The organism is Novosphingobium percolationis (genome assembly GCF_020179425.1).
Taxonomy (GTDB): domain Bacteria; phylum Pseudomonadota; class Alphaproteobacteria; order Sphingomonadales; family Sphingomonadaceae; genus Novosphingobium; species Novosphingobium percolationis.
Genome location: NZ_JAILYM010000002.1, coordinates 607068 through 625393, shown reverse-complemented (window position 1 = coordinate 625393; position 18326 = coordinate 607068). Strand labels below are relative to the sequence as shown.

General features: G+C 66.8%; 14 protein-coding genes. 4 read left to right on the top strand and 10 right to left on the bottom strand.

Annotation, left to right across the window (positions count from 1 at the left end; translation table 11 throughout):
• Positions 1-53: 53 nt before the first annotated feature.
• On the bottom strand, positions 54-1235 hold the full coding sequence (locus K3A84_RS07470; protein ID WP_225008691.1) for an aromatic ring-hydroxylating oxygenase subunit alpha: 1182 nt from the start codon (positions 1233-1235) through the stop codon (positions 54-56).
• Positions 1236-1311: 76 nt separating this feature from the next.
• On the opposite strand from K3A84_RS07470, the gene betI reads away from it, so the two are divergent.
• A complete protein-coding gene (betI, locus tag K3A84_RS07465) occupies positions 1312-1914 on the top strand; it encodes a transcriptional regulator BetI (RefSeq protein WP_225008690.1) in 603 nt (200 codons plus the stop codon).
• Here betI and K3A84_RS07460 read toward each other — a convergent pair.
• The 6 genes from K3A84_RS07460 to K3A84_RS07435 all read right to left on the bottom strand — a co-directional run bounded on the left by K3A84_RS07460 (position 1895) and on the right by K3A84_RS07435 (position 11732).
• Positions 1895-3301 (bottom strand): M20/M25/M40 family metallo-hydrolase, encoded by a 1407-nt coding sequence (locus K3A84_RS07460; RefSeq protein ID WP_225008689.1) that lies wholly within the window; start codon positions 3299-3301, stop codon positions 1895-1897. The genes betI and K3A84_RS07460 overlap by 20 nt on opposite strands.
• A 566-nt stretch (positions 3302-3867) precedes the next feature.
• Complete coding sequence (locus K3A84_RS07455) at positions 3868-4857, bottom strand: NADPH:quinone oxidoreductase family protein (RefSeq protein WP_318248286.1); 990 nt, start codon at positions 4855-4857, stop codon at positions 3868-3870.
• Positions 4858-4932: 75 nt separating this feature from the next.
• The gene (locus K3A84_RS07450) at positions 4933-6522 is read right to left on the bottom strand and encodes a flavin monoamine oxidase family protein (protein WP_225008688.1); all 1590 of its coding nucleotides are present in this window, start codon (positions 6520-6522) and stop codon (positions 4933-4935) included.
• A gap of 57 nt (positions 6523-6579) precedes the next feature.
• Complete coding sequence (locus tag K3A84_RS07445; RefSeq protein ID WP_225008687.1) at positions 6580-7035, bottom strand: c-type cytochrome; 456 nt, start codon at positions 7033-7035, stop codon at positions 6580-6582.
• 55 nt (positions 7036-7090) lie between these two features.
• Positions 7091-9043 (bottom strand): tetratricopeptide repeat-containing sulfotransferase family protein, encoded by a 1953-nt coding sequence (locus K3A84_RS07440; RefSeq protein ID WP_225008686.1) that lies wholly within the window; start codon positions 9041-9043, stop codon positions 7091-7093.
• A 151-nt stretch (positions 9044-9194) separates the two neighbouring features.
• Positions 9195-11732 (bottom strand): TonB-dependent receptor plug domain-containing protein, encoded by a 2538-nt coding sequence (locus K3A84_RS07435; protein WP_225008685.1) that lies wholly within the window; start codon positions 11730-11732, stop codon positions 9195-9197.
• Positions 11733-12018: 286 nt separating this feature from the next.
• Between K3A84_RS07435 and K3A84_RS07430 the strand changes: the two genes are divergently transcribed.
• Entirely contained in the window at positions 12019-12537 is a 519-nt protein-coding gene (locus tag K3A84_RS07430; RefSeq protein WP_225008684.1) for a Rid family hydrolase, read from the top strand.
• A gap of 22 nt (positions 12538-12559) precedes the next feature.
• On the opposite strand, the gene K3A84_RS07425 is transcribed toward K3A84_RS07430, so the two are convergent.
• The 3 genes from K3A84_RS07425 to K3A84_RS07415 form a co-directional block, all read right to left on the bottom strand.
• The gene (locus K3A84_RS07425) at positions 12560-13480 is read right to left on the bottom strand and encodes a response regulator transcription factor (protein WP_225008683.1); all 921 of its coding nucleotides are present in this window, start codon (positions 13478-13480) and stop codon (positions 12560-12562) included.
• A gap of 2 nt (positions 13481-13482) precedes the next feature.
• Positions 13483-14976 (bottom strand): ATP-binding response regulator, encoded by a 1494-nt coding sequence (locus tag K3A84_RS07420; protein ID WP_225008682.1) that lies wholly within the window; start codon positions 14974-14976, stop codon positions 13483-13485.
• Between the two features lie 195 nt (positions 14977-15171).
• A complete protein-coding gene (locus K3A84_RS07415; RefSeq protein WP_225008681.1) occupies positions 15172-15375 on the bottom strand; it encodes a hypothetical protein in 204 nt (67 codons plus the stop codon).
• Positions 15376-15553: 178 nt separating this feature from the next.
• Between K3A84_RS07415 and K3A84_RS07410 the strand changes: the two genes are divergently transcribed.
• A complete protein-coding gene (locus K3A84_RS07410; RefSeq protein ID WP_225008680.1) occupies positions 15554-17572 on the top strand; it encodes a TonB-dependent receptor plug domain-containing protein in 2019 nt (672 codons plus the stop codon).
• On the top strand, positions 17572-18099 hold the full coding sequence (locus K3A84_RS07405) for a cytochrome b (RefSeq protein WP_225008679.1): 528 nt from the start codon (positions 17572-17574) through the stop codon (positions 18097-18099). The genes K3A84_RS07410 and K3A84_RS07405 overlap by 1 nt, the downstream gene beginning before the upstream one ends.
• The last annotated feature ends 227 nt before the right edge of the window (positions 18100-18326 follow it).

Here is an 18326-nt window from a genome sequence, read left to right as displayed (position 1 = left end):
GCCAGCGGAAGGGGTCGGGGGTGGGCAGCGCCGAAACACTGCCCGTTCGAAATCTACCGCTTGCTCCACCCCGCAGGCGGCGCCTTGTGCAGCCGCGCTTCGGGAATGATCGCGCGGATCTTGCGCGCGAAGCTGCGCAGGCACACTTCGCTGCGCCCGATCGGCCCGGCGCCATAGCTGTCGCTCGCCATGCCCTGCTGCACCCGCTCGATCAGCCAGGTATCTTCCTTGTTGACCGTACGGTTGATGCGCCAGTTGGCATAGCGCGCCAGCTTCATCTCGCGCCGCTCATCGGGCAACGCATGGACCATCTCGCGCAACACGCAACTGGTCGGCCCCGTCGGCAGCCACTGCATGAAGTCGATCTGGTCGGCATAGATATCAAAGGCCATGTTCGGCCACAGCTTGTAATAGAGCCAGCGCCGCTGCGATGTCGGGGACAGATGCGGCACCTCCGGCAGATGCGCCTGGTAGAACCGCTCCCAGAAGTTGGCCGAAGGCTTGTCCACCAGATCGCCCTTCATCCGGTCGGCCCAGCCATGCGCCGAAATCTCGTAGGACCGGGCGAATATCCGAGTCAGCCCGTCGTGCGCCACCGGAATGTGCAGGTTGTCCGAATAGTTGTCGCCCACGTTCTTCCAGTTCACCGCGCGCTCGCGCAGGCGGACGTCGGAAATCCGCCGCATGTCCTCGAAGCGATAGGGCGCGACCTCTTCCTCGAACGGAGCCATCATCTCGGCCACCGAGGGGAAGCCCTTGTCCACCAGCCGCACGAACACGAAGCCGCGCCAGATCTCCAGATCGACGGCGTGAAGCGGATTGTCCTCCAGCTTCAGCGCGGGATAGTCGCCCTTCATCGGCACGCCGGTCAGGCGGCCATCGGTCTCGAACGCCCAGGCGTGATAGGGGCACACCAGCTTCTTCGCGCAGCCCGCAGGCCCTTCGACCAGCCGCATCGCGCGGTGGCGGCAGACATTGGCGAAAGCGCGCACCCGCGCATCCTCGCCCCGGATGACGACGACGCTTTCGCCCAGATAGTCGAGCGTGCGATAGTCCCCGGCCCCCGGAATGTCGCTTTCATGGCACACGATCTGCCACGAAGGACGGATGATCGCCTCGATCTCCTTCGCATAATATTCCGGATCGGTGTAGAGCCAGCCCGGCAGGCTCCAGTCGGCGTCGGGATCGACGGAACCTGCGGAAATCTCTGCCAGCGCGGAAGACAGATCACCCATGGACGCGCACCCTCTTGCGTGACTCGCAGTCGAACTTATTGTACGATCGTATAACAGAAACGGACCGAACGCCAGCATGAAAGCGCCCGCCTACCGCCGCTCCGAACCTGATGCCCGTCGCCGCAGCCTGATCGAAGCCTGCATGCGCGTGCTGGGCCGCCAGGGTGCCTCGGGTGCCAGCGTCCGCGCCATCGCCGCTGAAGCCGGCGTGTCGCCCGGGCTCGTCAACCACTACTTCGACGGCGTCGATGCGCTGGTCGCCGAATGCTACGCCGAAACCGACCGCATGGTGACGGAACACCTCGCCACGGCAGTCGAAGCGGCGGGCGACGATCCGCGCGCGCGGCTGGCCGCCTTTGTCACCGGCAGCTTCGCCTCGCCCATCGCAAGTCCCGATCTGCTGGCAACGTGGATCGCGTTCTGGTCGCTCGTCGCCGCCCGGCCAGAGATCGCCGCGCGGCACGAAACGCACTACGCCTCGTTCCGCGCGCGACTTGAGGCCCTGCTCGCCGCTTGCGGCGTGCCTGCCGCCACCTTGCGCGCCACCGCCATCGGCGTGACCGCGCTGGTCGACGGGCTGTGGCTCGAACTGTGCCTCTCGCCCGACCAGTTCGATCCGGCGGAAGCCGACGCCATCGCGCGCCGCTTCCTCGATGCCGTCATTGCGCCAGGCGGGTAAGCAGTTCGTTGAAATAGACGAGGCCCGGCCGCACGTTGGTCAGCCGCACCCGCTCGTTCAGCCCATGCGAGAAGTCTTCGCTGTCCTTGGTCATCAGCGGGCTGGCGCCATAGGCAGCAACGCCGACGCTGCGATACCACATCGAATCCGACGCACCCGACGCCTGCACCGGGATCACCGGCACGCCGGGGTACGCCGCATGGATCGCAGCTTCCGCCGCCTTCACGAAGTCGGCGCGCATCGGCGATGCGGGCGATGCGATCGAGCCTTCGGTCACATCGGTGAACTTGACCTCCGGCTCATTCGCCACCTTGGCCAGTTCGGCCATGATGTCGGCGGGCTTGTGACCGGGGAAGATCCGGCAGTTGATGTTCGCGGTCGCGCGCTGCGGCAGCGCATTGAGCGCGTGCCCGCCGTTCACCATCGTGGGCACGCAGGTCGTGCCCACCTTGCCCACCGTCGCCGGATTGGCGCGCAGCACCGCCAGCGCCTTTTCATCGCCCGGATTGGCGGCAAAGGCGCGCATCGCCGCCGCCGTCGCCGCATCGGGCTCAAACGCCGCCGCGCGCTCGAACCACGCCTTGGTCAGCGGGTTCTGCTCGGCGGCAAAGTGGTACGCGCCGATCCGTTCGAGCGCCTGGCTGAGCTGGACAATGGCGTTCTCGGGGCGCGGCGCGCTGCTATGCCCGCCCGCATTGGTCACTTCCAGCTTGTAGTCGGCATAGGTCTTTTCGGCCCCGTCCCACGTCCAGTAGACCGGCTTGGCACTGGCCTCGTCCAGCTTGCCGCCGCCGCCATCGACATTGATCACCAGTTCGGCGGCCTTCAACCGCTGCGCGATCGCCTGCGAGGTCTCCATGGTGGTTTCCTCGTCGCCCGAAAACGCGATGACCACGGTGCGCTTCGGCTTGAAGCCGCCCTTGCGCAAGTCGATCAGGCTCGACACCGCCATCGCGGCGTTGAACTTCATGTCGGTCGCGCCGCGCCCATAGAGCACGCCATCCTCGACGACGGGCACGAACGGATCACGCACCCAGTCGGCGCGCTTGGCCTCCACCACGTCCATGTGGCCCGACACCACCAGCGGCGGCAGCTTGGCATTGCTGCCCTTCCACGTCGCGATCAGATAGGCGGTGTCCTTGTAGGGCACGATCTCGATATCGCCCGGCGCCCAGCCGCCCGCGACCAGCGCATCACGGATCGCACCTGCGACCTTTCCGGTCTCGTTGCCTTCACCCACCACCGAACGCATCGCGATGATCTGCTTCGACAGCGCCAGCACCTGCGTTTCGGCGGCGGGCGTGGGCGCGGGCGCGGCCTGCGCCGCCAGCGGCGTCAGGGCGGTCAGAGCGAGCGAGGCGCTGAGGACGGATGCGAGCAGTTTCATGGACTTGACGACTCCTTTGCACCGAACTTGCCGAGCCGCCGCCGCCTGCGCAATCCCTTTCCTGTGCGATCGTGCAACAAGCCCACGCCGTCCCGGCCCTGTCCAAAAGGGCAGGCTCATGTTGCAGGTGCGTATTGCAACCGGCGCAATTGACACCCCAGAAGGTAGCGACTGCATACGAATGCAAGGCCGGGAATCTGGCGCTTTTCCAACTCCGCGCTCGCCTGATCCGCCCGAAGACGCCTCGCCATGCATCGCGGCAAGTTGCATTAAACGCAATTGAACCGGCGCGTTTCGCACTTGCCGGAATCGCCCCCCAGCCGCACATAGGACGGGCCTTTCAGGCATCCTCTCCCAAACTTTCCAGGGCCGCCCTTCGGGGTGGCCCATTTTTTTGCGCGTAAGAGACGCCGCCGATCCGTGTTCTGGACCTGTCGCTTCCGCGAAGGCGGGCGGCCAGCGAAACAGCGTGCAAGCTGTCGTTGTTCGGCACGACAGCCCATCCCCCTCCTGCAAGTGGGAGGGGTCGGGGGTGCGCAGCGCCCTATCGCAACGCTCTCCGGACTCTAGCCGTGCGGCAGCACCACCGTGCGCCCCACCACGGATCGGTCCCGCATCGCGCCATAGGCCTCGCGGAACCGATCCAGCGGCACCGCCTCGTGCACGGTCGGCGTGATCACGCCATCCTCGGCCATCTGCATGACCGCGGCGATGTTCTCGCGGCCAAGGTCGGGAAACTTGCGCCCGAACTCGCCCGCGCGCACGCCCACCACCGAGAAGCCCTTGATCAGCGGGATGTTGGCACGGATTTCGGGAATGCGCCCGCTGGCAAAGCCCACCACTAGCAACCGACCGCCAAACGCGATGCAGCGCGTCGATTCATCGAACACGTCGCCGCCCACCGGATCATAGACGATCTGCACGCCCTTGCCCCCGGTGATCTCCAACACCTTCTCACGGAACCCCGTGGGGCCAAGAATCGTGCGCTCGGGCGAGAACAGCGCGTCGACGCGCGCCAGCTTGTCCTCGCTCGACGCCACCGCGATCACCCGCAGCCCCAGCGCACGCGCCATGTCGACCGCGGCAAGCCCCACGCCGCCCGCCGCGCCGTGGATCAGCACCCAGTCGCCCTTCTGCGCCTGCCCGCAGCGCACCAGCGAGACGTACGCTGTCAGGTAGGCCGCGCGCAGCCCCGCCGCTTGCGCGAACGACAGCCGCGCGGGCTTCCGCGACACCGCCGCTTCGCCATAGAGGCCGTACTGCGCCAGCGCGCCGGTCAGTCCGCCGACGATCACTTCGTCGCCCACGGCGAAGGACGCACCGTCCCCCACCGCCGCGACGGTCCCGGCGCCTTCCATGCCCGGCACGAACGGCACCGGCGGCTTGGCCTGGTACAGCCCTTCGGTCATCAACAGGTCGGGAAAGCCGAGCGCCGCCGCCTCGATCCGCACCAGCACTTCGCCAGGACCGGGGGTTGGGACGGGCTTCTCGACGATCGAAAGCCCGGCAAGGTCAGGGGCCAGCGCCCCCACTTCAACAGCGCGCATCATGGTCATGGCAATTTCTCCCCCGCCCCCATGGGGGAGAAACTGCCAGCGCATCAAGCCTTATTCAACCGCATGACTAAGTGCTCACGCCGCCGAAGCGCGCTGGTGCAGGCGCGTGATCGCGTCGAGCGAGGACAGCAGCGCGCCTTCCTGCCAGCAGCCGTAGTACGAGCAATGCTCGCCCGCGAGCACGATGCGCCCCTCCATCGAGACGAGGTTCTGGTAGTGCGCCGCCCGGCTTTCCTCGGTCCAGGTCGCGCAGCAGCCCAGGATCCACGGCATCCGGTTCCACGCCACGGTCGCGCCCGACAGGAACTCGGCCTTGTATTCCTTGGGGTGGAACACCGAGCCTTGCTCCAGCGCGGTCTGGATGCGCTTTTCGGGCGTCATCCCCGCCAGCATGTAGGCGCCCGGCCCGAACGGATAGGCGCCCAGCAGCACCGCCGGACCATCGGTGAAACAGCCCGCGCTGGGATACGAAACCAGCGAGATCGCCTGATCGGTGAACGAGATACCGCCATAGATCGCGTGGTCGGTCTCCCAGAAGCGGCGCTTCATCTCGAGCCCGATCTTCACCGAGTTACCATAGGGCAGCGCGCGGATCGCAGCCTTCTTTTCCGCCGAGACCTGGAAGTCGATCTGGTTCAGCACCGGCGCGGGGATGGTGCAGACCATCCAGTCGGCGTGGGTTTCGCCGGTCGCCCCGGTCTTGGTGTCGGTCCACGCAGCGGTAACGCCACGATCGTCCTGCGCGATCTTGGTGACGCGGGTGTTGTAGCGGATCAGCTTGCCGACCTTGGCCGCAAAGCCTTTGCCGATGTGGTCCATGCCGCCCTTGGGCTGGAACATCGTGGTCTGCATCACGTGCTCGGCATAGAAGCCCAGCGTCTGCCACACGCCGCTGTTCAGCGTCTCGGTCAGGCTCGAGGGATCGTTGGGGATCGGCGCGCCGTTGATGCCGCCGCCCGGCGGACGTTCCCAGCCGCGCTGTTCGCCGACATGGTCGCTCTTGGTGTACCTCATGTCCTTGTCGAGCACGCCCCAGCCGCGCATCGCTTCCATCAGCTTGGCCTTGTCCTCGGCCGTCACCGCCGTATCCAGCGCGCCCGCATCAAGCGACTTGGCCAGCAGTTCGGAAACGTGGCCCTTCCAGTCGACCATCAGCTCGCGATAGGGCTGCGGCGCACCGCCGAAGGCCTTCTTGCTGTGGATCAGCGCGTTGTGGTTGATCTGGAGGAACGGCTCCAGTTGGACGCCCAGTTCCTTGCAGTAATGCAGCACCGTGCGGTGGTGATAGGGAATGCGCCACGGCCCCGGATTGAGGTAGTTGCCCGGCGCGAAGGTGACGTTCTGCTTCGATCCGATCTCGGCGATCGTATCGCCCCCGCGCACGGTATAGTTGCGCCCGCCCGCACGGCCCTGGAATTCAAGGATCTGGACCTTGTAACCCGCCTTGGTCAGTTCATAGGCGGCCAGCATCCCGGCCAGCCCCGCCCCCAGCACCAGCACGGTCGCCCCCGGCTTCGCGCCCGAAAGCTGCGGCGGGCCGGTGAACTGGCTGTCCTTGGCGTGCCCCATCACCGTCATCGCCTGATAGAGCGCGGCGGCCCCACCCGCCTTGCCGATCATGGTCAGCAGCTGGCGGCGGGTCGGCGGGGTGAATTGGTCGATCATGGAAATCCCCTCGTGGACGGGTCGGGAAACGGGTCGTGTTGTTGAATCCGGCGCGCCTCAGTGGCCGCAGGTGTTGCATTCGGGCACGGGCGGATTGGCCGCGACGATGCGGTCGATGTCGGCCACGCTGACCGGGTCGTGATAGTCGTTGAAATGGCCGCGCACGTAAGTGATCACGGCGGCGATCTGCTCCTTGGTCAGCACGCCGTTGAACCACGGCATCCCGCCACGTCCCTTCATCACGACGATGATCGGGTAGTCCTTGTCGGCAAGGTTCGCGTTACCCGCCAGCGCCGGGATCATCGCGCCGGGTTCACCGCCGCCCTTGGCGTCGGCCATGTGGCAGGCCTGGCAGATCTGTTCGTAGACCTCCTGCCCTTCGGTCGAGACTTCCACCGTCGCCCCGCCGGGGCCGGGGCGATCCTGCGCAAAGCCCGGCGTGGCGAGGCTCGCCGCAGTGGCCAGCGTCACACCCGCGAGCGCCAGCACGGCGCCCCTGATCTTCCCTGTCATTGTTCACCCTTTTCGTGGAAGCCGAACGTCATTGCGGTCAACGTCAATGCGGATGTCATGCGCGCCATCCCTCGCGAGCATCGCCAAGGCCTTGCGCCAATGGCGTCAGGAACGGTTCGAACTTGCGCCACTGGTCGATCCCGCTGCGGTAGATCGGCTGGCGCACCTGCTCGGAACTTACCGTGCGCACCGCGCGGTCGTTCTCGAAGAAGCGCAAGCAGGCCGCATCGAATGGCAGGCCCAACGCATCGAGAAGAGCACGCACCTGCCCCTCGGTATCGTCCACCAGGTCCTCGTAGATCACCGTGTACACCCCGCCCGGGGACGCGCCAAGGAAATGGCGGACGACGGCGAGGTAGGCGCGATAGTAGGCAGCAAGATCGCCAAGATCGTATGAGAACTCCTGACCCTCGGCGAAAAGCTGCTTAAAGCCCGAAAAGCACGCCGCCATCGGGTTGCGCCGCACGTCGATGATCCGCGCATTCGGCAGGATCAGCCGGATCAGCCCGATGTGGCGGAAATTGTTGGGCATCTTGTCGATGAAGCGCGCCCGGCCCAGCCGCCGATGGATCCGCGCGCGCGCCAGGTATTCCTCGCCCCACCCGCGCAATTCCTCGGCGCTGACGCGCGCGATGCGCTCGGTACCACCCTCGCGCTCGATCCGCCCGACGAGGTTGCCGATATAGGGCAGTTCCATCGTGCCTTCGATCGCGGGGTGGCTGGCAAGGATCTGCTCGACCAGCGTGGAGCCCGAGCGCGGCAGGCCGACCACGAAGATCGGCGCATCGTCGTCCGCCCCCTGCCCGGCGCGCGGCGCCAGGAACTCCGGCGTGTAGAGCGCCGCCACCGCCTCGGCCTCGGCCGCATAGTCGCGCCCCGCGCCACCGAACTTCACCCGCGCCAGCGCCGCGCCGCGCGCATAGTGGGCAAAGGCCTGCGCCGCATCGCCCGCATCCTCCAGCCGCCGTCCCAGCGCATATTCGATGCGCATCCGGTCGTCGTCGGACAGCGGGCCCGCCAGCAGGGCGCGCATGCCGGCCTCGTCGGCCTCGGTCATTGCGCCGACCTTCAGGTTGGCGAGGCCCCACCACGCCTCCCCCGCCTGCGGAGCCAGCACCGTGGCGCGGCGATAGGCCGCGATTGCCCTGTCGCGCAGGCCCGCCGTGCGCGCGGCATGGCCGTGGTTGACCGCGACGCTGGCATTGGCGGGATAGGCGGCGGCGAGGGCCGCATTGATCGCCTCGGCAGCGCGGTCATCGCCCAGCAGGCCAAGGCACGCCGCCTGAAGGTTCAGGTAAGCCGGATTGGTAGGATCGATCGCCAGCAGCGGGGCCAGTTCGGCCAGCGCCTGTTCGGCGATCCGCCCGGCGAACAGCGCGTGGGCAAGATCGAAGCGGATGCGCGTGGACCCCGGTTCCAGCGTCAGCGCGTGGCGCAGCAGCGTCTCGGCGGCATGGACGGTGCGCTGCGCGACATGGCAGGCCGCCATCAGTCGCGCGCCTTCCGCGTGGTTGGGATGTGCCAGGCAGAAGCGCCGGAGGATCGGGTCGGCCTCGGCATGGCGGCCCAGCGCGACGAGTTCCGCCGCCCGGCCCAATTCGGGATGATCGGCGCCGATCCGCGCCAGCGCCGCTTGCGCCCGGGTTTCACGCACCACATCGCCCACAGCGAAGGCGCGGTCGGCCATGGCGGCCCATGCCTCGGCATGGCCGGGATCAAGCGCGACGGCAGCGTCCAGTTGCTGCATGCCCTCGGCCTCGCGCCCCACCGCGCACAGCACCAGCCCCAGCTCATAGCGCGTGCGCGCCGCCTTGGGAAAGGCGCGGGCCAGATCGATCAGCAGCGGCAGCGCCTCTGCGGCGCGGTCCAGCCGCCGCAAGGCCGAAGCGAGGATCAGCTTCGGGCGCGGATCGGCGGGGTTTTGTTGATACAGTCGGCGCGCGGTCCGCTCGGCGGCCAACGGGCGGTCCGCCAGTTCCTTCGCAGCCTGATCGAGGGGGTTGCTCATCGCATCAAGCATTTGATTTCGCTTATTATTATTTTGCGGACCTGGATGTGCGGGAGGATGCCGGGGCACACCCTGCCCCGGCCCTCGCCATGCCCGTTCGCCGGCCCGGTCAGGGTGTGGCGAACGTGCATGACTTTCATCAACAAGCTCCTCAGAAGGTGAAGGTCGCGCGGGCGTAATAATACCCGCCATTGATGCCCCACGGTGTGAAGGTGATCGGCGGATTGTAGACGTTGCTGCCGTTGGCCGGGCGCCCGCCGACATTGGGCACGGTCGGCGCCTTCTTGTTGAACAGGTTGTTCGCGCCCAGGTCGAAGCGGATCTTCGGCGTGATCTTGTACCCGAGGTTCAGGTCGGTGATCACCGACGTGCCGATGCGCAGCACGGTGTAACCGCTGCCGTCATCGGGAACGCCATAGCCGCTGCCCGAATAGTTCGTGCGCTGGTGCGTCACGCCATAGAGCGTTTCGCGCAGGTTGATCGAGAAGTCGCCGATCGTGAACAGCGCATTGGCGATCACCTTGACGCGTGGCGTGGCAGTGGTCAGCCCGTCGATCGAGTTCGGATCGAGCAGGTTGGTCTGCTGGTAGTCCACATTGGTGACTTGCGCCGGCAGCGGGTTGATCTTGAGCAGCTTGGTCTGGTTGTAGTTGAAACCCAGCGTCCAGTTGGCCTTGGCATCGTCGCCGAAATCGCTGGTGTAGTCGATCGTCGCTTCCACGCCGCGCGTGCGGGTATCCGCGCCGTTGGTGAAGATGTTGATGCCGGCATAGCTGGTGGCATCGGCCAGGCTCACGCCCCGCGCGATGAGCGCATCGATCACCGCCTGCGACACGATGTCGGTGCCGAACGAGCCGAAGATCGCGGCCGAGGGCACGATGCGGTTCTTGAGCTTGATCTGGTAGGCATCGAGCGTGATCTGCAGGCCCGGCAGCGGGTGCGCGACGAAACCGGCCGAGAAGCTGGTGGCCTTTTCCGGCTGGAGCGGCTTGAAGCCCAGCAGCGTCGCGGCGGACGAGTTCGGCGGCAGCTGGCCGAAGGTCGAACCCGGCCCGACGTTGACCGAGGAATAGTACGATTCCGCCAGCGTCGGGGCGCGGAAACCGTTAGAGACGGTGCCACGGATGCCGAACGCCGGGCTGAAGTCGTAGCGGCCCGTGAACTTGCCGTTCCACACCTTGCCGAAGTCGGAATAATGTTCGTAGCGCCCGGCGAGGTCGAGATGCAGGCCTTCGACCGGATCGAGCGCCAGGTCGACATAGGCGCCCCAGGCCGTGCGGCTGTACGAACCGGCATCGGTGGGCGCAAAGCCCGGATAGGACTGCGCGCCGCCGCCGAAGTACGAGCCGAACTCGCCCGACTGGATGGCATAGGTGTCCTTGCGCCACTGGCCACCGAAGGCGAGCGTCAGCGGCTTGGCCATGCCCACTTCGAAGTCCTTGGTCACGCCGCCTTCGACCGCCCATTCGCTGTTGACCAGCGTGCCGTCGTAGAAGTTGCGCTGCAGGCCGATCGGATCGGCGTTCTGCGACTGCTCCTGTGCGTAGAGCGTCGGATTGGCGGAATGGATCGTGTTGAGCGCGACGGCATCACGGCCATAGGTCAGCGAGAGATCCCACATCCATTCCGAGACATTGCCCTTCAACCCGGCGGTCAGCGAGAAGTCTTCCTCGTCGAGATGTTCCTGCGGATTGAAGCCTGCGGGCAGCGGATAGACCTTCTCGCCCTCGCTGGTCGTGCCCGAAACGCGGGTCGCGCGACGATAGTTCTCGTAGGCATAGGCCTTGCGCTTGCCGTAGCTGCCGAAGGCATAGCCCGACACGGCGTCGGAGAAGTCGTAGCCTGCGTTGAAGGTGAAGTTGTAGAGGCTGTACTTGGCATCGCCGAGGATGGTGTTGACGCGCGGATAGAACGGGTTGGCCTCGACGCCCGCGGCGTCGATCGGGTTGATGTCGGTGCGCGTCGTGCAATCGATCGTCAGGTAGCGCCGGTCGCAGCCGCCGCGCTGGGTATAGTTGTGGAACTTGTATTCGCCGGTGACATTGACGAAGCCGCTGTCCCCCAGCGCGAAGCCCATGTTGAGCGCGGTCGAAGCAGTCTCGCCGTCGCCTTCATAGGTCTGCCCACCGGTGACCGAGAAGCTGCCGCCCGAAGACTGGTCCTTGAGGATGATGTTGACCACGCCCGCGATCGCGTCCGAGCCATATTGCGCCGCGGCGCCATCCTGCAGGATTTCGATGCGGCCGATGGCGTTGGTGGGAATGAAGCTGAGGTCGGTGGTGGCCGCGCCCGAATAGGGCGAGCCGCCCAGCACCGCGAGGTTGGCGGTGAAGTGGCGGCGCTTGCCGTTGATCAGCACCAGCGTGTCGTTGGGCGAAAGGCCGCGCAGCGCGGCGGTCAGCGTCAGGTTGGCGGTATCGCCGCCAAAGGCCTGGAAGTTGAGCGAGGGCAGGCTCTGCGCCAGCACTTGTGTCAGGTCCTGCTGGCCGACCGCCTGCATGGCCTGCGTGCCGACGACCTGCACCGGCGCGGCGCTATCCGCCGCGCGCATGCCCGTGACGCGGGTGCCGGTGACGATGATGTCCGACGGTGCGTCGTCGGCGGCGGGCGTTTCCTGCGCCATGACCGCAGCGGGCAGCGCGGTAGAGGCAAGCAACGAGGCAAGTGCAATACGGGACAAAGGCGACATCGTGTGGACCCCCCATTTTTTCGGGCATGTGATCGATCTGATCGTGTCGCTTTTCCGCACCCTCCGTTGGCCGGGGTCTGTGTTGTGCGCCTACGGGAATGATCCCCGGCGTTGCCCCTGGTCCCCTGCGCAAGGTTTCGGAATTGTTGCGCAGCGTGTCCCGACACAGGAGGGCAGGACGGGGCGATTGCCCATACGCCGATTGTCGTATCACGCTGGCAAGGCGGCAGCTTAGGGTGCAGATCGTCTTTCGGGGCATGTCGCCCCTGCCAGCCAAGGACCAGCCATGCGCCTTTTCACCGGCACCCGGATTTCCGCCCTCGCACTTGCCGCCACCGCGATGCTCGCACCCTTCGGCGCCGCGCAGGCGCAAGTCACCAAGATCCAGTCCAACCCGCAGGCGCTGATCCTCGATGCGGCTGATGTTAAGGCCGGCACCGACGTGATCTTCCTGTCCGGCCAGCTCGCCTCGCCGATCGACCCGGTCAAGACCTTTGCCGACGTGAAGTCGGTCGACGACCTGGGGGACACGAAGACCCAGACGATCAGCGTGCTTACCAAGATCAAGGGCATTCTGGCGGCCCAAGGCTACACCATGGCCGACCTCGTCAAGCTGACGCTGTTCGTCGCCGCCGATCCCAAGCTCGGCCACATGGACTTCGCCGGCGCCAACGAAGGCTTCAAGCAGTTCTTCAAGACGGCCGAGAACCCGACCACGGTGGCGCGCTCCACCTTCCAGGTGGCGGCGCTGGCCGGGCCCTACTTCCTGATCGAAATCGAAGGCATCGCCGCCAAGAAGAAGTGAATGCGGCGCGCCCTGGGCCTGCTCAGGGCGCGATCACCTTGATCGCCACCGCCGCGCCCGCGGCGCGGGTTTCCACGCCCAGCTTCTCGTAGATGCGCTCCAAATGCTTCTGCACGGTGCGAGGGGAAATCGACAGCACCTCGCTGATATCGGCGTTCGACTTGCCATAGCTGATCCACAGCAGCACTTCGGCTTCGCGCTCGGTCAGGCCCAGCTTGCTCTGCAACCGCGCCGCATCGACGTGCGGGTTCAGCTCATTGAGCCGGATCAGCACTTCGTTTTCGCGGTAATGGGCAATCAGCACGAGTTCCAGCGCGCCGTCGCCCTGCTCGATCCGCAGGCTCGCGCCTTCGGCGTCGCGCCGCGCGAGCAGGCGTTCGACCGTCTGGCGCAGCACCGCAGGCAGTTCGCTATGGTCGCGGCTCCAGCCCGGCGCGATGCGGTTGATCGCCTGTTCGGCCAGCGGCGTGCACCACAGCAGGAACCCGCTGGTGTCGATCGCCATCATCAGCCGCCCGGTGGCATCAAGGCTCGCCGTGCTCGCCTGCACCGCGCGCGCATGGCCAAGATGCACGCGCACCCGCGCCAGCAGTTCGTGCACGTTGACAGGCTTTCGCACGTAATCGACGCCGCCCACCTCGAAGCCTTCGATCACGTGCTCGCTCTCGGTCAGCCCGGTCATGAAAATCACCGGGACGTGGCACGTCAGCGGGTTGGCCTTGATCCGTGCCGTCGTCTCGAAGCCGTCGATGCCCGCCATCACCGCATCCATCAGCACCAGATCGGGCACGACATGGTGCAGCAGGTCAAGCGCCGCGCCGCCCGATGTCGCGACCAGCACCTGGATGCCGCCGTCTTCGAGCGTATCGGTCAGCAGGCGCAGCGAGGCCGGCTCGTCATCGACGACGAGAACCGTATCGCGGCGGGTGGGGATGTCTTCCATGGTCAAAGCCCTTCCAGCTTCCGGGCGAGCCCCGCGAGGTCGAACCGATCTAGGCAATCGTAGAGGTGCGCGACCAGCGCCCTGGCATCGGGCGCGACCACGCCGAGCGCGTGGATTTCAGCCTCGATCCCGCGCACATGGCCGATCCGCACGAGTTCGCGCAGCCTGGCGACGTGGGACCTGGCCGCATCGGGCAGCGAGGCCTGCGCCTGCGGCACCGCAACGGCGACAGCGCCTTCGCGCACCCATTCGAGGCCCAGCTGCCGGCCGATCGCATCGACCAGTTGCCCGATCTCGACCGGCTTCAACAGGAACAGGTCGTGCGCCGCTTCGCCGTGCTCGTGCTCCGGGCCGTGCCGTTCGTGCGCATTGGCCGACAGCATGACGATGCGCAGGTCGCGGCCCCGGATCGCGCGCAGGTGCGCCGCCGTGTCCCAGCCGCTGCGCCCGGGCATCTGCACGTCGAGCAGCACGAGGTCGAAGCCTTGCGCATCGCACAGTGCAATCGCCGTCTCGCCATCGGGGGCGACCGCCACTTCGAAGCCGACGTCCTCCAGCGCCTGCCGCACGAAGGCGAGCTGGCGCACATCGTCGTCCACCGCGAGGATCGAGCGAGGGGGTCCCGCATGGCCGATAATCCGGCCCGGCGGCGGCGCGTCCTCGCCCGCCACGGCGACCTTGGGCAGCATCAGCCGCACGCGGAAGCACGCGCCGCCGCCGGGCGCTGCATCGACCTCGATATCGCCACCCAGGATATGGACGATGGCGCGAGTGATCGGCAGGCCCAGCCCGAAGCCGCCGCTACGGCCCTGCTCGTCGGCGCCGCGCTCGAACGGCGCGAAGATACGCTCGCGCTCGGCTTCTGGAACGCCCGGCCCGGTATCCTCGACCGCGAAGGTCGCGATCTCGCCCGACCAGCGCACGCGCAGCGTCACCGCGCCTTCGGGCGTGAACTTGATTGCGTTGCTGACAAGGTTGATCAGCACCTGCCGCAAGCGCTTCTGGTCGGTCCGCACGAACTGCGGCAACCGCCCCTCCGCCTCGAAGCGGAAGGCAAGGCCCCTCGCGGCGGCAGACGGTTCGAACATCCGCACGATCTGGTCGAGGAACGCGGGCAGGCGCACCACGTCGCTGGCAACGCGGGTCACGCCGTTTTCGACCAGCGAGATGTCGAGCAGCCCTTCGACAAGGTCGGTCAGGTGCTCGGCACTGCGGCGGATCACCTTGGCCGCCTCGCGCGGGTCCACGCCCGACTGCCGCTCAATCAGCTGGGCATAACCGTAGATCGCATTGAGCGGCGAGCGGATCTCGTGGCTGACATTGGCGAGGTAGCGGCTCTTGGCGGCGCTGGCGGCTTCGGCGGCGTGCTTGTCGCGCACCAGCTGGGCGATTTCGTCGGCGGTCAGCGGCGACGGCGCGGCGGCCGGGCCAAATCCGAAGGCTCGGGCCAGCGCGCGCAGCGCCTTCATCGGGCCGCCGCGCCGGATGGCCCGCACCAGAATCGGTTCGGATTTCGAGAGGACTGGCGCCTGGGCGCCGGACCCCTCACCAACGCAAATTCCATCGCTGTTTTTTCGACCCCGGACGCCGTTGGTTGATCGACGTCGCTTGTTGATTGTGCACTGCAATACGAAGCGGTTCAACCCCTGCTTTGGTCGGGGCGCGCGACGTCCCGCGCCGCCGACGGGGATTCAGATCAGCTGGTCGCGTTGCAGACGCTGCATCAGCCGCTCCGCCACGGAATGGCGGATTGCCTTGCCATCGCGCAGCTTTACCCAGGTGTTGAGGCCGATGCCAAAGTGGTTCTGGATCACTTCGGGCTTCTGACAAACGATCACCGAGCGCATCTTGGCGACGATGGAAGGTTCCAGATGAGTGAGTTTCTGCTCGCGCATGGTGCCTACTTCTGATGGTGCGACGCAGCCAGATTTATGCCGCAGCGCGGCACGGCCCATACGTCATTTATCGCATGGCGGCAGCGCGACGCGCGGCGCATGGTCGACCGTTGCGCGAATGCGATGCTGACAGCGACGGCGCGACCCCTTACGGAGCGGCGCAAAGACAAGAACCGCCATGAGGATTCCGATGCGCCATCTCGCCACTGTCGCCGTGTTTGCGGCAGGCCTTGCCCAGCCTGCCTTGGCAGAAGACACCCCCGATGCGGCCGCGCAGATCGTCGTCACCGGGCGCGGCCTCGAAGACAGTGCCGCTGCCCCTGCCTACGACGTGCAGACGATCGAACGCGAAAGGCTGCTCGCCTCGGCTTCGGGCCGGATCGAGGACGTGCTGTCCTCGGTCGCCGGATTCCAGCAGTTCCGCCGCTCGGACAGCCGCTCATCGAACCCGTCGGCGCAGGGCGTGACCATGCGCGCGCTGGGCGGCAATGCCACCAGCCGCTCGCTGGTACTGCTCGACGGCGTGCCAATGGCCGACCCGTTCTTCGGCTACATCCCGCTCTCCGCCATTGCGCCCGAACGCCTGGCCGGGGTGCGCGTGATGCGTGGTGGCGGATCGGGCGCGTTCGGCGCGGGCGCTGTGGCCGGTACGATCGACATGACCAGCGCCGGGCCAGACCAGCTCGGCCTGTTCAATGGCAGCGCGATGGTCGACGATCGCGGCGAGACCGAGCTTTCGGGCACGCTCGCGCCCAAGCTCGGCGCTGGTTTCGCGGTCGTCTCGGGCCGGTGGGATCGCGGCCAGGGCTTCTGGACCACGCCCGACAACAGCCAGCGCAGCGCCGCCTCGGTCCGCGCGCGCTACGATAGCTGGTCCACCAACTTGCGCGCGGTCGCGCCGCTGGCACCCGACATCGAGTTGCAGGCGCGCGTCGCCGCCTTCGAGGACAACCGCACGCTGCGCTTCAAGGGCGCGGATACCGGCATGAGCGGGCAGGACGCCAGCCTGCGCCTCGTCGGGCGCGGAGCCTGGCAGTTCGATGCGCTCGCCTACCTGCAATCGCGCGATTTCAACAACCGCGTGATCAGCGCGACCACGTTCCTGCCCACGCTCGACCAGCGCAAGACGCCCTCGACCGGCGCGGGCGCGAAGATCGAAGTGCGCCCGCCTGTGGGCGGCGGCCATGTGCTGCGGCTCGGCGCGGACTGGCGCAGCGCCGAAGGCCACACGATCGAGGACACCTATCGCCTTGGCACGCTTTCGGGACACCGCCGCGCAGGCGGGACCAACGCCGATATCGGGCTCTATGCCGAGGACGACTGGACGGTAGGCCCGCTGGTGCTGACCGCAGGCGCGCGCGCGGATCGCTGGTCGGTGCGCAGCGGCGTGTACGAGGTCACCAACCTTGCCGGCGTGCCCCAGCCAGCCTCGGCAGTCTATCCCGACCGTTCCGGCTGGGAGGGCAGCTTCCGCGGCGGCGCGGTGTTCCACGCGGCAAAGGCCATCGACCTGCGCGGCTCGATCTATACCGGCCTGCGCCAGCCGACGCTCAACGAACTGTACCGCCAGTTCACCGTCTTCCCGGTGACGACGCTCGCCAATGCCGACTTGCGCAACGAAAAGCTGTTCGGCTTCGAAGGCGGCATCGACCTGCGCCCCCTGCCCAGCCTGACGTTGGGCTTGACCGCCTTCGACAACGAAGTGCGCCATGCCATCGCCAACGTGACGATCGACGCCAGCACGCGCCAGCGCCGCAACGTAGACGCGGTCCATGCGCGCGGGATCGAGGCGAACGCGGGCTATGTGGCAGGCGCCTTCGCGTTCGCCGGATCGGTCAGCTACACCAATGCGGAAGTACGCGAGCCCGGCCAGCGGCTCGATGGCAAGCGCCCCTCGCAGACTGCGCGCTGGGCCGCGAGCGCCACGGCCAGCTGGCAGCCCGCCCCGCGCACCCGGCTGGCGCTGACGCTGCGCCACGTCGGCACGCAGTACGAGGACGACCTCGAAACCGATGCCCTGCCGCCCGCCACCACGCTCGACGCTTTCGCGCAACTGCCGCTGGCGGGGCCGGTCAGCCTCGTGCTACGCGGTGAAAACCTGACCGACGAAACGGTGATCACGCGCAATTCCGGCGGCACGCAGGATTTGGGTGCGCCGAGGACCGTCTGGGCGGGCATTCGTGTGGAGATGCGCTGATGACGATTACCGATCCGGTTCGCTACAACTCGCTCGCGCGCGCGCTGCACTGGGCGATTGCAGCGTTGATCCTGTTCAACCTGTTGACCGGCCTGTTCGGCGAAGGGTTTGAAAAGATCTGGGCCTCGATGCCCGCGCACAAGGCCACCGGCCTGATGATCCTGGTGTTGTCGCTGGTGCGCATCGGCTGGCGGCTGAGCTGGAAGACGCCCGCCTATCCGTCCGGTTTCAGCCCGCTGATGCGCAAGTTCGCCGCCGCCACTCACGGGCTGCTGTACATCCTGATGCTGGTACTGCCGATCACCGGCTGGATCTTCTCGTCGGCGGGCAAGTGGCCGCTCTCGATCTATGGCCTGTTCGACTGGCCCAAGCTCGCCGTGACGAAGGACATGGCGGTTGTCGGCTTGAGCCACGAGATGCACGAAGTGCTCGGTTTCGCCTTTGCCGGGCTGGTGGTTCTGCACATCGGCGCGGCGTTCTATCATCATGTCGCGCTCAAGGATGCTACACTGCGGCGAATGCTGTAACCGCAATCGTTCGCCGAAGACGTATTTCTGACCGGGCAATATTGCCCCTACCGATCTGAAACAGAAAGAAAATCCCGCCCCGGCACGAACCGGCGGCGGGATTTTTTTTGCATCGCAACATGGATCGCCGCTTGTGAAAGGTCGGCGCAGTGTCTTACCCATGGTCGCGGGAGAACCGGGAGCATAGCCGCCCGGACGGAAATATCGGGCGGCACGCGCCCTGAGAG

Excerpts from the sequence above, each read along its gene's own strand:
- K3A84_RS07415 (WP_225008681.1), bottom strand. The coding sequence starts at position 15,375 with ATGCGCGAGCAGAAACTCACTCATCTGGAACCTTCCATCGTCGCCAAG.
- K3A84_RS07450 (WP_225008688.1), bottom strand. The coding sequence starts at position 6,522 with ATGATCGACCAATTCACCCCGCCGACCCGCCGCCAGCTGCTGACCATG.
- K3A84_RS07470 (WP_225008691.1), bottom strand. The coding sequence starts at position 1,235 with ATGGGTGATCTGTCTTCCGCGCTGGCAGAGATTTCCGCAGGTTCCGTC.
- K3A84_RS07410 (WP_225008680.1), top strand. The coding sequence starts at position 15,554 with ATGAGGATTCCGATGCGCCATCTCGCCACTGTCGCCGTGTTTGCGGCA.
- K3A84_RS07435 (WP_225008685.1), bottom strand. The coding sequence starts at position 11,732 with ATGTCGCCTTTGTCCCGTATTGCACTTGCCTCGTTGCTTGCCTCTACC.
- K3A84_RS07445 (WP_225008687.1), bottom strand. The coding sequence starts at position 7,035 with ATGACAGGGAAGATCAGGGGCGCCGTGCTGGCGCTCGCGGGTGTGACG.
- betI (WP_225008690.1), top strand. The coding sequence starts at position 1,312 with ATGAAAGCGCCCGCCTACCGCCGCTCCGAACCTGATGCCCGTCGCCGC.
- K3A84_RS07455 (WP_318248286.1), bottom strand. The coding sequence starts at position 4,857 with ATGACCATGATGCGCGCTGTTGAAGTGGGGGCGCTGGCCCCTGACCTT.
- K3A84_RS07425 (WP_225008683.1), bottom strand. The coding sequence starts at position 13,480 with ATGGAAGACATCCCCACCCGCCGCGATACGGTTCTCGTCGTCGATGAC.
- K3A84_RS07440 (WP_225008686.1), bottom strand. The coding sequence starts at position 9,043 with ATGAGCAACCCCCTCGATCAGGCTGCGAAGGAACTGGCGGACCGCCCG.
- K3A84_RS07430 (WP_225008684.1), top strand. The coding sequence starts at position 12,019 with ATGCGCCTTTTCACCGGCACCCGGATTTCCGCCCTCGCACTTGCCGCC.
- K3A84_RS07460 (WP_225008689.1), bottom strand. The coding sequence starts at position 3,301 with ATGAAACTGCTCGCATCCGTCCTCAGCGCCTCGCTCGCTCTGACCGCC.
- K3A84_RS07405 (WP_225008679.1), top strand. The coding sequence starts at position 17,572 with ATGACGATTACCGATCCGGTTCGCTACAACTCGCTCGCGCGCGCGCTG.